This is a genomic window from Sphingomonas paeninsulae, from assembly GCF_003660165.1.
Lineage (GTDB): Bacteria > Pseudomonadota > Alphaproteobacteria > Sphingomonadales > Sphingomonadaceae > Sphingomonas_O > Sphingomonas_O paeninsulae.
On sequence record NZ_CP032829.1, the window covers coordinates 1,706,672 to 1,719,143 of the forward strand.

10 protein-coding genes and 1 pseudogene are annotated in these 12,472 nt (G+C 62.1%); 6 read left to right on the forward strand and 5 right to left on the reverse strand.

Features of this window, described 5'->3' with window-relative positions; all coding sequences use genetic code 11:
- Positions 1 to 110 precede the first annotated feature (110 nt).
- Genes purU through hpnI form a run of 5 tightly spaced genes read right to left on the reverse strand, consistent with a single transcriptional unit; the run spans position 111 to position 5,364 of the window.
- Positions 111 to 971, reverse strand: a complete 861-nt coding sequence (purU, locus tag D3Y57_RS13845; RefSeq protein ID WP_121153512.1) for a formyltetrahydrofolate deformylase — start codon at positions 969 to 971, stop codon at positions 111 to 113.
- Between the two features lie 7 nt (positions 972 to 978).
- Positions 979 to 1,974 carry a lysylphosphatidylglycerol synthase domain-containing protein gene (locus tag D3Y57_RS13850; protein ID WP_121153514.1) on the reverse strand — a complete coding sequence of 332 codons (996 nt, stop codon included), beginning with the start codon at positions 1,972 to 1,974 and terminating at the stop codon, positions 979 to 981.
- A complete protein-coding gene (gene hpnK / locus D3Y57_RS13855) occupies positions 1,971 to 2,792 on the reverse strand; it encodes a hopanoid biosynthesis-associated protein HpnK (RefSeq protein ID WP_121153516.1) in 822 nt (273 codons plus the stop codon). Before hpnK ends, D3Y57_RS13850 begins: the two co-directional genes overlap by 4 nt.
- On the reverse strand, positions 2,789 to 4,225 hold the full coding sequence (gene hpnJ / locus D3Y57_RS13860) for a hopanoid biosynthesis associated radical SAM protein HpnJ (RefSeq protein WP_121153518.1): 1,437 nt from the start codon (positions 4,223 to 4,225) through the stop codon (positions 2,789 to 2,791). Before hpnJ ends, hpnK begins: the two co-directional genes overlap by 4 nt.
- Positions 4,222 to 5,364 carry a bacteriohopanetetrol glucosamine biosynthesis glycosyltransferase HpnI gene (gene hpnI / locus D3Y57_RS13865; protein ID WP_162987124.1) on the reverse strand — a complete coding sequence of 381 codons (1,143 nt, stop codon included), beginning with the start codon at positions 5,362 to 5,364 and terminating at the stop codon, positions 4,222 to 4,224. The genes hpnJ and hpnI overlap by 4 nt, the downstream gene beginning before the upstream one ends.
- 87 nt (positions 5,365 to 5,451) lie before the next feature.
- Between hpnI and hpnA the strand changes: the two genes are divergently transcribed.
- From hpnA to shc, 6 genes and pseudogenes are all read left to right on the forward strand, one after another.
- Positions 5,452 to 6,468, forward strand: a complete 1,017-nt coding sequence (gene hpnA / locus D3Y57_RS13870) for a hopanoid-associated sugar epimerase (RefSeq protein WP_430739046.1) — start codon at positions 5,452 to 5,454, stop codon at positions 6,466 to 6,468.
- Complete coding sequence (locus tag D3Y57_RS13875; protein WP_121153523.1) at positions 6,465 to 7,598, forward strand: glycosyltransferase; 1,134 nt, start codon at positions 6,465 to 6,467, stop codon at positions 7,596 to 7,598. The genes hpnA and D3Y57_RS13875 overlap by 4 nt, the downstream gene beginning before the upstream one ends.
- Positions 7,595 to 8,434 carry a squalene synthase HpnC gene (gene hpnC / locus D3Y57_RS13880; protein WP_121155948.1) on the forward strand — a complete coding sequence of 280 codons (840 nt, stop codon included), beginning with the start codon at positions 7,595 to 7,597 and terminating at the stop codon, positions 8,432 to 8,434. The genes D3Y57_RS13875 and hpnC overlap by 4 nt, the downstream gene beginning before the upstream one ends.
- Before the next feature lie 5 nt (positions 8,435 to 8,439).
- Complete coding sequence (gene hpnD / locus D3Y57_RS13885) at positions 8,440 to 9,270, forward strand: presqualene diphosphate synthase HpnD (protein ID WP_121155950.1); 831 nt, start codon at positions 8,440 to 8,442, stop codon at positions 9,268 to 9,270.
- A gap of 29 nt (positions 9,271 to 9,299) precedes the next feature.
- Positions 9,300 to 10,519 (forward strand): annotated as a pseudogene (hpnE, locus tag D3Y57_RS21640) (hydroxysqualene dehydroxylase HpnE).
- A gap of 9 nt (positions 10,520 to 10,528) precedes the next feature.
- Complete coding sequence (gene shc, locus D3Y57_RS13895) at positions 10,529 to 12,472, forward strand: squalene--hopene cyclase (protein ID WP_121153525.1); 1,944 nt, start codon at positions 10,529 to 10,531, stop codon at positions 12,470 to 12,472.

A 12,472-nucleotide genomic window follows, 5' to 3' on the forward strand; every position in this document is an offset into this window, starting at 1 on the left:
TCCGCTTCCCTGAGCCTGTCGAAGGGGGTGTCCTGCTTCAACCTTTAGAAGGGCAGCCCTTCGACAGGTTCAGGGAAACGGGGTTTTAGGTTAATCTCCGAAGTTTTAGGTTAATCTCGGAAAACGACGGTCTTGTTGCCATTGAGCAGCGCGCGACCGTCGAGGTGGAAACGGACCGCGCGAGCGAGTACGCGGCGTTCGATATCGCGGCCCTTTCGAACGAGATCTTCGGGGCTGTCGCTATGGCTGATCCGTTCGACATCCTGTTCGATGATCGGACCTTCGTCGAGGTCGGCGGTGACGTAATGGGCGGTCGCTCCGATCACTTTGACGCCGCGGGCATGAGCCTGATGATAGGGTTTCGCGCCCTTGAAGCCGGGCAGGAAGCTATGGTGGATATTGATGCAGCGGCCCGACAGGAAGGTCGCTAGGTCGTCCGATAATATCTGCATATAGCGTGCAAGGACGATCAGGTCGGCGGCGCTATCGGTGACGATTGCTTTGATCTGCGCCTCTTGCCCGGCTTTGGTTTCAGGCGTGACGGGTAGATAATGGAAGGGGGCATCACCGAAATCGGTGGCGGCATAAGTTTCACGTGGGTGGTTGGAGATAATGCCGACGACATCCATCTGGAGTTCACCGATCCGCCAGCGATAAAGCAGGTCAGAGAGGCAGTGGTCGAATTTCGATGCCAGCAACACGACTTTGCGCCGCTCGTCGCGCGGGCGGATGGTCCATTCCATGCCGAAATGCGCCGCAATCGGGCGGAAGTTTTCGACCAGTGTGGCAAAGCGGTTATCGTCGGCCAGGGTGAAGACGATGCGTGTGAAGAACCGCCCGGTTTCCACATCGTCGAACTGGTTCGCCTCAAGGATGTTGCCGCCTTCTGCCGCCAGCAATGCGCTGACCCGCGCGACGATGCCGGCCTGATCGGGACAGGCCAGATTGATGAGATAGGCAGTGCTGGACATGGGTGGACTATGGCTCCTCGGTCGATCCGGCGATCGCCACCGCCCGGTATTCCATGGCCTGCCAGATAACCAGCGCGGGCACCCCGATCAGCAGGTCGCGGGCGCGTTTGAGGAGTGAAACTGCGAGGGCCGTCGTTGGCGGGACACCGAATATGGGGCCGATCAGCGCATAGGTTGCTTCCTGAACGCCGACTGCTCCGGGGATGAAGAAGGCGACGCTGCGCAGGGTGAAGATGAGGGCTTCGAGGGTGATGACTGCCCAAAGCGGGGTCGTCAGCCCCATGAAGCGGAGCGCGATCCACGCGCCCGCGGCGCTGGCGATCCAGGCGAGCAGGTTAAGCACGAACGCGGTGATGACGCGGCGCGGCTGGCGATAGATGGCGTCGAGTTGCGTGCGGACGGCGGCCATCGCGGCGATCGATCCGGGAAGCAGATGCGCGCCGAGATTGCCCGCGATCCGCAGCATGGGGCGCTGGGCAAAGGCGAGGACGGCGATGATCGCAGCCATTCCGGCGACGCCACCGATGGCGAGGGGCATGATGCTGGACCGGATGGGCAGGTCGGACAGGACGAACAGCAGCACGGCGACACCCGCCAGCGTGAACAGCAATTGCGCCGCCAGTTCGGTCGTCATGTCGGCAATCATCGAGGCATAGACGACGGGGGTGGAAACGCCCTTTGCCGTGAGCGTCCGCGCGCCGACGACCAGGCCGCCGATTTGGGAGAATGGCAGGACGTCGGTTGCGGCTTCGCGGGTGGTGCGTGCCCAGATAAACAAGGGGAACCGGGCGGGAGCTTCACCGGGTGCGACCGCGAACCATGCCGCGCCGAGCAGGGCCAGTACCGCGATCGACCAAAGAGTCAGGGCCAGCATCCCGGTCCAGCCGATCGTCGCCATTGCGTCGAACACCTGAAGCGCGCCGACCGCGCCGATGGTCCAGCCGGCGATTGCCAGTCCGATGATTGTCGCGAGCAGGAGTCCGATCCGTGCATAGCCCTTCATGCGGGGAGATCGGCGAAGCGTGCGAGGGTGATTTGGGGGGCGTGGGTTTCGAGCAGGGCTTCAAATTCCTGGGTGTAGCGATAGCCGGGGTTGTGGCCGGACCAGTCGTCGGTCACGGCGGGGTGAGTGTAGATTTCGGTGACGCCATCGGGCAGCCGGTCGATCAGTCCGGCCATGCGCGCCGGGTTCATGGCGCCACTCCATGCGAGGCCGAAAACCTGGTCGGGTGTGGCGATTCCTGCTGCGCGCAGGCGGTGGCGGACGAGTTTTGCCCAGAGGATCGCAGGGTCGCGGCGGATTGGCGCGTCAGGCTCGATCGTTGCGAGAATGTGGCGCGGTTCGACGGGCGCGCGGGCGGATTTCAGGCCGTATCGCTTGCCGATTTTTACCATCAGTGCGGCGATTACCGGATGCAGGTGGAAATGTTTGTGTGCGTTGACGTGATCGAGGGGGAGGCCGGTCGCTGCGAAAGCTGCAAACTGGGCTTCGATTTCGGCGGCAAGCTGGCGGCGGGCAACCGGGTCGAACGTCATCGCGATCGCGGAACGGACCATATCGGCGCGGAAGCCGCCGGTCGCGTCGATCAGGCGGGATACTTGTTCAGGGGGCAGCGTCGGACGCCCCTCGACTAACACGAGATGCAGGCCCACCCCGAGCGATGGCATAGTGCGCGCGCGATTTACGGCGTCATCCGCAGCCTTGCCGCCAACCATCAGGCTGGCAGCGGTCAGGATACCTTCACGATGCCCTCGTTCGACCGCTTCGTTGACCGCCACGTCCACGCCGAAATCGTCGGCGGTGACGATCAGTGTTTTCACCCCGATGATTCCACAGTCTTTCTACGTCGCAGAAAGTCGAAAAACTCGACGCCTTCGCGCAGGCGGCGTTTCATCATGTCCCAGTCACGAAGCATCTCAGACACGATTTCCCAGATTTTCGACGGGCGGAAATAGAAGCGTTTGTAGAATTCCTCGACCTTGTCGAAAATCACGCTGGCCGGAAGGTGCGGGTAACTCAGCTGAGCGATCTGGTTGCCGCCGTCGGTCAACAGGTGATCGGTGCCGTCGAACCAGCCATTTTCGGTCGCCTGTTTGTACAGGAACGTGCCCGGGTACGGCGCGGCGAGCGATACCTGAATGGTGTGCGGGTTTATATCTTTGGCGTACTGGATCGTCTCTTCGATCGTCTCGGTCGTCTCACCGGGAAGGCCGAGGATGAAAGTGCCGTGGATAACGATACCGAGTGCGTGGCAATCCTTGGTGAATTGCCGCGCAACGTCGGTGCGCAGCCCCTTTTTGATGTTGTGCAGGATCTGCTGATTGCCGCTTTCATAGCCGACGAGGAGCAGGCGCAGACCGTTTTCCTTCATGATCTTTAGCGTTTTATAAGGGACGTTGGCCTTTGCATTGCACGACCATGTGACGCCGAGCTTGCCGAGTTCGATCGCCAGCGCCTCTACGCGCGGAGCGTTGTCGGTCAGCGTGTCGTCGTCGAAGAAGATTTCCTTGGTCTGCGGGATCTCGCGCTGGACGTACTTCACTTCCTCGATGACGTGCGGGATCGATCGGGTGCGGTAGTTGTGGCCGCCGACGGTCTGCGGCCAGAGGCAGAATGTGCAGCGGCTCTTGCACCCGCGCCCTGTGTAGAAACTGACATAGGGGTGGAGCAGATAACCGCCGAAATATTTTTCGATCTGCAAATCGCGTTTGTAGATCGGGCTGACGAACGGCAGCGAGTCCATGTTTTCAAGGACGGCGCGATCCTTGTTATGGATGATTTCGCCGGCAGGGGTGCGCCACGAAATGCCGTCGACATCGGCCAGAGCCATGCCGTTTGCGATGTCGAGGATGGTGAAGTCGAATTCGTTGCGCGCGACGAAATCGATAGCGGGCGATGCCTCCATCGACTTTTGCGTTTCGACCGCGACCTTTGCACCGATCAGTCCGATGATGATTTTCGGATTGCGCGCCTTGATCAGTTCGGCGGTGTGGACGTCCTGCCGGAACGAAGGCGTGGATGTGTGGAGGATGACGAGGTCGCGTTCGTCGACTTCATGCTTGATGTCGTCCCAGCTCTGATCGTGGGCGGGCGCGTCGATCAGCTTTGAACCCTCGACCAAAGCTGCGGGTTGAGCGAGCCAGGTCGGATACCAGAACGACTTTACTTCACGTTTCATCTGGTAGCGCGCACCCGCGCCGCCATCATAACCATCGAACGAGGGCGCTTGTAGAAAGAGCGTGCGCAATGTCATCGAGTTTTGTCCTGGTGGGTCGAAAGCCGGCCTGTCGGATCGACTGTAAATGCTGTGCCGCGCCAATCAACCGCTCGCCCGAAAAATGTCCAGATGAACAGGGCGAATGATAGAAAGTCGCGTGCGGGAATCCATAGCAGTGGTGCAGGGCGGTTGCCAGCGCCGCAATCGACGAGCAACGCAATCTTGATGCGGGCAATCAAAGCGACGCCGACGATCATGAGGGGAATCGGCGAAAAGCCACAGATTGCCGCCCCGACCAGGCCGATAGGCAGCGGGTGGAGGACGAGGCTCCCGGCGAAACCCGCCTTGTCGAGCTGGGCAATCGTTCGATTCCAGCGCAATTCCTGCTGAATAAGGGCTTTCAGGCTGGTTTCGGTGCAGGCGTGAGTCAGGAGCATGTCGGGGAGGGCCACGCTTTTGCCCGACGCGCGAATCGCTTGTCCGATCGCATAGTCGTCGGCCAGCAGATCTGCGAACCTGCCAAGCCCGCCGATCGAATCGAGCGTCGCGCGACGGAGTGCGATGGTCGAACCCATGCACGGTGTGGCGAGGCCGAGCGCGGTTCCGAGCAGGACGCTGGGCAGGAAGTGCTGGCTGATCCCCATCGCGGCAAGCCGGGACCATCCACCCGCATCGCCGCGTCCGCGATACAGGCATGTAACCGCGCCAACGTCAGTTGCGGCGAGCGCGCCGGTGATACGGACCAGATAGTCAGAGGCGACCGCCATGTCGCTGTCGCTGAGAATCAGGATGGGATGGCGAGCTTCGGTGAGCATATTGATGAGGTTGGAGATTTTGGCATTCGTGCCGTGCGAGGCGGCGCTGACGACCAGCACGATGTCGGCATTTGGGTGAGCGGTGCGCAACGTCTCGATAATGGGAATGGCGGTGTCGGCGGCGCTTTGGACGCCGCAGATTAGCTGGACGTTCCCCGGATAGTCTTGCCGGAGAAAGGTCGAAAGATTGGCGAACAATTGAGGTTCGGTACCGTGAAGGGGTTTCAGGATCGTCACAGCCTCGCACTGCTGATCGAGAGCCGCACGAAAGGGCTTGAACCGGTACAACCGTATTGCCGCGATCATCAGGCACGCGGTCCCGATCGCGGACATGAGAAGCAAGGCGGAACCGAAAATCACCACGCTCTCCCCATGCCCGAACGCGTTACAAAGGTCGATGACGGCTTGCCCGATCGCGGCTAGGGACGGGGGATAATCGTGGAGGAAGTGCTGACCCAATCGTCCGATCTTGTCTTGTTGACCGGGGCTTCGGGATTTGTCGGAGCCGCCGTGGGGCGCGCTTTGGTCCGTCACGGATATCGGGTGCGGGCGATGGTGCGGGAAAACAGCCCCCGAACCAATCTGGCGGGGCTGGATGCCGAGATCGTTATTGGCGATTTGCTGGATCGTGAATCGCTCGATCGGGCGATGTCTGCAAATGGAGTGAGGGTAAAGTCCGTTTGTCACGTCGCGGCGGATTACCGGATCTGGGCATCCGACCCGGAGGAGATCGTCCGCAATAATCTGGCCGGAACGCGGAACGTGATGGAGGCGGCGCTGGCGGCTTCGGTCGAGCGTCTGGTTTACACCAGTAGCGTCGCGACGCTGAGGCCCGATCCAACTGCACCGGCAGATGAGACGCGCGGAGCAACGCCCGAACAGGCGGTCGGCGCGTACAAGCGGAGCAAGGTCATTGCCGAGAGGCTGGTTGAAAATATGATCGCGGACAAAGGGTTATCGGCAACCATCGTGATGCCGTCGACCCCGATCGGCCCGCGCGATGTTCGCCCGACGCCGACGGGGCGGATTGTGGTAGAGGCTGCTTCGGGGCGGATGCCCGCGTTTGTCGAAAGCGGGCTGAACCTCGTCCATGTGGATGATGTGGCGGAGGGGCATGTTCTGGCGTTGAAAAAAGGGCGTATCGGCGAGAAATATATCCTTGGTGGTCAGGATGTTAGCCTTGCTCAGATGCTGGCTACGGTCGCACGTCTGGTCGGTCGGCGCGCGCCGACCATAAGCATCCCGCGTGGTCCATTATTCCCGCTGGCGTGGGCGAATGAACAGATTGCGCGCGTGACGGGGCGTGAACCTTTCCTGACGCTCGATGCGCTGCGCATGGCCGCCTATAATATGTATTTCACCAGTGCCAAGGCGGAGGCTGAGCTTGGATATCGTGCGCGGCCTTATGACGAGGCGCTGGTCGATGCGATTGCGTGGTTCAAACAGGCCGGGATGATCGCGTGATCTGGGTCGGGGTGGCGGTTCTGGTGATCTGGATCGGTATGATCGTGGCGCGCGGCGGGTTCTGGCTGGTGCGGGAGCGTGACGGGTTGGGCGATCTGCCTGCGCTGGAGAATTGGCCCGCAGTCACCGCCGTCGTGCCTGCGCGCGATGAAGCCGATGTGATCGAGCGCAGTATCGCCAGCCTGATCGCTCAGGATTATCCGGGCGAGTTCAATATCATGCTGGTCGATGACGGAAGCAGCGACGGAACCGCTGCCTTGGCGCGCAACGCTGCTGTCGGGTCGGATCGGCTGACGGTCCTGAACGGCGCGCGATTGGCGGCGGGCTGGACCGGCAAGCTGTGGGCGGTTTCTCAGGGGATTGCGGCGGCGGGGACGGGGGGCGATTATTTGTTTCTGACCGACGCCGACATCGAACATGCGCCGGACACGCTGCGCAGTCTCGTTACGCGGGCTGTGACCGATGACCGTGTGCTGGTGTCGCTGATGGCGCGATTACGGTGCGAAAGTCTGGCCGAACGGGCGCTTATCCCGGCTTTTGTGTTCTTTTTTCAGCTACTTTACCCATTTTCTGAGGTAAATCGGCGTACTTCGGGCCGTGGGGGTGCCGCTGGTGGCGTCATGCTGGTCGAACGGCGCGCACTGGAACGGGCGGGGGGTATCGGGGCCGTTCGGGGTGCCTTGATCGACGATTGCGCGTTCGGGGCGCTGTTGAAGCGTCAGGGGGCGATCTGGCTGGGACTGACCGATCGCGCCTTCAGTATCCGGCGTTACGATACGATTGCCTCGGTCGCGGCGATGATTTCGCGGTCGGCTTATGCGCAACTCGGCTATTCGCCGCTGCTGTTGATGGGCACCATATTGGGGCTTTGTCTCACTTACCTCGCGCCGCCCTTGCTGGCTGTGTTCGGACATGGTTATGCGCGCTGGATGGGTTTGGTCGGCTGGATATTGATGGCAATCGCGTTTCAGCCGATGTTGCGTTTCTATCGCCGGTCGCCGTTGTGGGGTGTGACTTTGCCATTGATCGCCAGCTTTTACGCCGGGTGCACCCTGTTATCGGCGTGGCAGCACGGTCGCGGTCGCGGGGGCATGTGGAAGGGGCGCGCTCAGGCGGCGGCAAATCTGTGACGGCGGACGCAGCGACATCGGCATCCGGTAAGGGACACAAGGACGAAAACTTTCCCGTCGCTTCGGTGCTGTTGAAGGCCGAGCATCGCGCACCGGTCATGGCGTTTTATCGCTTTGCGCGGGCGGCCGACGATGTTGCCGATAATGCGACGGTCGATGCGGGCGAGCGGCTGGCTGTATTGACGGAGATGCGCGCGACTTTGGCTGGGACCAGCGATGTCAGTTCCGAAGCGCGTGCCTTGCGTGAGACGTTGAGCGAGCGGGGTTTGTCGCCAAGGCACGGCCTGGATCTGCTGACCGCGTTCGAGCGCGATTGCCGGGTCAATCGTTGCCGGGACTGGGACGATCTGATCGATTATTGCCGGTATTCGGCGATGCCGGTCGGACGCTATGTGCTCGACGTTCATGGGGAGTCGCGGGATTGCTGGCCAGCTTCGGACAGTCTGTGTGCGGCGCTTCAGGTTATCAATCACTTGCAGGATTGCGGCAAGGATTACCGGGCGATCGACCGGGTTTATGTGCCGTTGGATACGTTGGCCAAACATGGCGCGGTGGTCCGTGACCTTGGCGCGTCGGTCGCCACGCCGCAATTGCGTAGCGTCATCGTGGCGCTTGCCGAACGAACCGATGATCTGCTGGCCCGGTCGGCGGGGTTCGCATCGCAGATTAAGGATCGGCGGCTTGCGGTCGAGGTGGCGATCATCCACCGGCTTGCGGTCAGTCTGAACAATCGCCTGAAAACGCGGGATCCATTGTCGGAGCGGGTTCACCATTCGAAGCCAGAGGCTTTGGGGCTGGCGGTGATGGCTGCGCTGTCGCAAATGGTCGGCCGATGAACGATATGACCGCAACCCCTTCGCTGCAGGCGCAAGTCTCCGGCAGTTCGTTTTATGCCGGAATGCGCGTGCTGCCAAAGGCGGAGCGCGAGGCGATGTACGCGATTTATGCGTTCTGCCGCGCGGTCGATGACATTGCCGATGATGAGCAGGGTAGCCGGGCAGAACGCGCGGTCGCACTCGAAGCATGGCGGACGGATATCGAGGCGCTGTACGCTGGCGGAGCACCGGGACGCGCTGCGCTGGTTACCGATGCGGTGGCGCGATTCGGGCTGAAAAAGGCGGATTTCCTGGCCGTGATCGATGGCATGGCGATGGATGTTGCGGGCGATATTCGCTGGCCTTCGCTCGAAATTCTTGATCTCTATTGCGACCGGGTGGCGTCCGCAGTCGGGCGATTGTCGGTGCGGATTTTCGGGATGGACGAAGCGCCCGGCATCGAACTGGCCTTTCACCTTGGCCGTGCGCTGCAACTGACGAACATATTGCGCGACATTGATGAGGATGCAGCGATCGGGCGGGTCTATCTGCCGGCCGAGCCATTGCTGGCGGCACGGATCGTCTTCACGACGCCGATTGAGGTGGTGAACGATCCCCGGATAGAGGGTGCGTGCCGCGAACTCGCAAAGCTGGCGCATCGGCATTATGAGGCCGCGAACGCCATATTGGCACGGCGGCCATCGGGGCATTTGATCGCGCCACGGTTGATGGCTGCCGTTTATGCGAAGATCTTGCGCCAGATGGAGGCGGCGAGCTGGGCCGCGCCGCGCGAACGCATCCGGGTGAATAAGGCGATGCTGTTGCTGACGGTGTTGCGCCTGAGCCTGCTTCGGTGAGCAGACGCGCATGGGTAGTCGGTGCGGGGCTGGCGGGATTGTCCGCTGCGGTCGAACTGACGCGCGCCGGGTTTGCCGTGGATGTAGCCGATAGCGCGGCGCAGGCGGGCGGGCGGTGCCGGAGTTATCATGATCCGCAGCTTGGACGGGTGATCGACAACGGCAATCATCTGGTGCTGTCGGGGAATGAGGCGGTTGTCGGGTATTTGCAGAGCATCGGTGCAGAGGGCGCGCTGAGTGGGCCTGATGATGCCGAGTTTGATTTCGTGGACCGGGCGAGTGGCGAGCGCTGGTCTTTCCGACCGAATGCAGGACGCGTGCCGTGGTGGGTTTTTGCCAAATCCAGGCGCGTGCCGGGGACGAGTGCTGCGGATTATCTGCGGCTCGGGGCATTAATGTCTGGCGGGCGGGGGAAACCGTGGCCGATCGCGTGGCGACTACGGGGCGAGTTTGGGATCGGCTGATGGAGCCCGTTTTGCTGGCGGCATTGAACACCGCGCCCGCTGAAGGATCGGCGAAACTGACCGCGAATCTGTTGCGGCAATCGATGGCGCGTGGTGGCCGGGCGATGCGACCGCGTGTTGCCGAGCCGACTTTGGCGGCGGCGTTCGTCGATCCTGCTCTGGCGTGGCTGGGCGCGCACGGAGCCAGTGTTGCGCTGGGAAGGCGGTTGCGGTCGGTGCGGTTCGAGGGCGATGCTTTGGTGGCCCTTGATTTTGGTGAGGGCGGGATTGCGGTTACAGCGGATCAGCCGGTGGTGCTGTCCGTGCCGCCGTGGGTTGCGGCCAGCCTTGTGCCTGAACTGACGGTACCCGACGATTTCCGCGCGATCGTGAACGCGCATTTTGCTTTTGTGCCGCCGCCGGGGACGCCTGCGATGATCGGGGTTATCGGCGGGCTGGCAGAATGGATATTTGCTTTTCCCGGCCGGATTTCGGTGACGGTCAGCGCGGCGGATCATCTGGTCGACCGTGATCGGGCGGCACTGGCGGCGGAGTTCTGGGCGGATATTGCGGCGGTTCACGGACTGCCGACCGATTTGCCGCGGTGGCAAATCGTGAAGGAAAAGCGCGCGACTTTTGTCGCGACGCCCGAGCAGGATGCCAAGCGTCCGGGCGCTAAAACGCGGTGGCGGAACCTGTTTCTGGCGGGCGACTGGACACAGACCGGGCTGCCAGCAACGATCGAGGGAGCTTTGCGCTCTGGTGTAACCGCGGCAGGCTTGGCGGGTTCGCTACGAGTAGGTTAGGGGCTAGCGATGGCGACCCTGATTGAACCAACCGATATCCTCGGCGCGGCCGATGCCTGTGCAAAGCGCGCCGCCGATGCGCTGGCCGCGTTGCAGCGGGACGACGGGCACTGGGTGTTCGAACTGGAAGCCGATGCGACCATCCCGGCTGAATATGTCCTGCTGAAACATTATCTGGGTGAGCCACGCGATGCTGTGCTTGAGGGCAAGATCGCGCGCTATCTTCGGCGGATACAGGCCGATCATGGCGGCTGGCCGTTGTTTGCCGGTGGCGCGTTCGACATCAGCGCGACGGTAAAAGCCTATTATGCGCTGAAGATGATCGGCGACGATGTGGATGCAGCGCACATGACGCGCGCGCGGACGGCGATCCGTGCGGCGGGTGGTGCGGAAGCGGTCAATGTGTTCACGCGCATTCAGTTGGCGCTGTTCGGAGCAGGGCCGTGGCGGGCCGTGCCGACACTGCCTGTCGAGTTGATCCTGTTGCCGCGCTGGTTCCCGATCCATTTGTCGAAGATGTCCTATTGGGCGCGGACAGTGATTGTGCCGCTGCTGGTGCTGGCAGCCAAAAAGCCCGTCGCACGCAACGTGACTGGCGTGTTGGTCGATGAGCTTTATGTCGGCAGGCGGGTCCGGCCAGAGAGCAAAGCCCAGGGCACGAAACGCGGTTGGACGTTGTTTTTCGACGGGCTGGATGTGGTTCTGAAGGGGGTCGAGCCGCTCTGGCCGAAACGCCTTCGCGCACGTGCCGTGGCGGCTTGCGTGACGTTCGTGACCGAGCGGTTGAACGGCGAGGATGGGCTGGGCGCGATCTATCCGGCCATGGCGAACAGCGTGATGATGTTCGATTGCCTTGGGCTCGCGGAGAACCATCCGGACCGGGCAATCGCGCGGGCGTCGCTCGACAAGTTGCTCGTTGTCGGAGAGGATGAGGCCTATTGTCAGCCGTGCGTATCGCCGGTGTGGGACACCGCACTGGCCGCTCATGCGATGATGGAGGCGGGGGGCGATGATGCCGAGGCGCGCGCGGATGCCGCGCTGGCGTGGCTGAAACCGTTGCAGGTGCTGGATGTGAAGGGCGACTGGGCGGACGAGCGCCCGGATGTGCGACCGGGTGGTTGGGCGTTCCAGTATAACAACGCGCATTATCCCGATCTGGACGATACCGCCGTTGTGGTGATGGCAATGGACCGGGCCAAGGGCCGGACGGGGCCGGTTTATGATGAGGCTGTTGCGCGCGGGGTCGAATGGACTGTCGGCCTGCAAAGTCGTGATGGCGGCTGGGGCGCGTTCGATGCCGACAACAGCTATCATTATCTGAACAATATCCCGTTTGCCGATCACGGGGCGCTGCTCGATCCGCCGACGAGCGATGTGAGCGCGCGATGTGTTTCGATGCTGGCCCAATTGGGAGAGCGCGATACGCCCCGGATGAAGGCGGCGCTGGAGTTTCTGGAGAAAGAACAGGCGAACGACGGCAGTTGGTTCGGGCGCTGGGGTGTCAATTATATCTATGGCACATGGTCGGCGCTGTGCGCGCTGAACGCGGCGGGGATCGATCATCAGTCGCCGATGATGCGGGGCGGGGTCGATTGGCTGATGCGCACCCAGAACGCGGATGGCGGCTGGGGTGAAGACTGCGACAGCTATGATTTGGCCTATAAGGGGTACACGCCCGCGCCTTCGACGGCGTCGCAAACGGGCTGGGCTTTGCTTGGGCTGATGGCGGCGGGCGAAGTCGACAATCCGGCGGTCGAGCGGGGTGTGCGCTATCTGATGGCGACGCAGGACGACGCCGGGCTGTGGTCGCAGGAGGCCTATACCGGCGGCGGATTTCCGCGCGTGTTTTACCTGCGTTATCATGGTTATCCAGCGTATTTTCCGCTGTGGGCGGTGGCGCGGTATCGCAATCTGAAACGGTCGAATTCGGCGCAAGTGGCGGTGGGCATGTGA

Coding starts and splice junctions, on each gene's coding strand:
- purU (WP_121153512.1), bottom strand. CDS start 971: ATGTCCAGCACTGCCTATCTCATCAATCTGGCCTGTCCCGATCAGGCC.
- D3Y57_RS13850 (WP_121153514.1), bottom strand. CDS start 1,974: ATGAAGGGCTATGCACGGATCGGACTCCTGCTCGCGACAATCATCGGA.
- hpnJ (WP_121153518.1), bottom strand. CDS start 4,225: ATGACATTGCGCACGCTCTTTCTACAAGCGCCCTCGTTCGATGGTTAT.
- hpnD (WP_121155950.1), top strand. CDS start 8,440: ATGACCGCAACCCCTTCGCTGCAGGCGCAAGTCTCCGGCAGTTCGTTT.
- shc (WP_121153525.1), top strand. CDS start 10,529: ATGGCGACCCTGATTGAACCAACCGATATCCTCGGCGCGGCCGATGCC.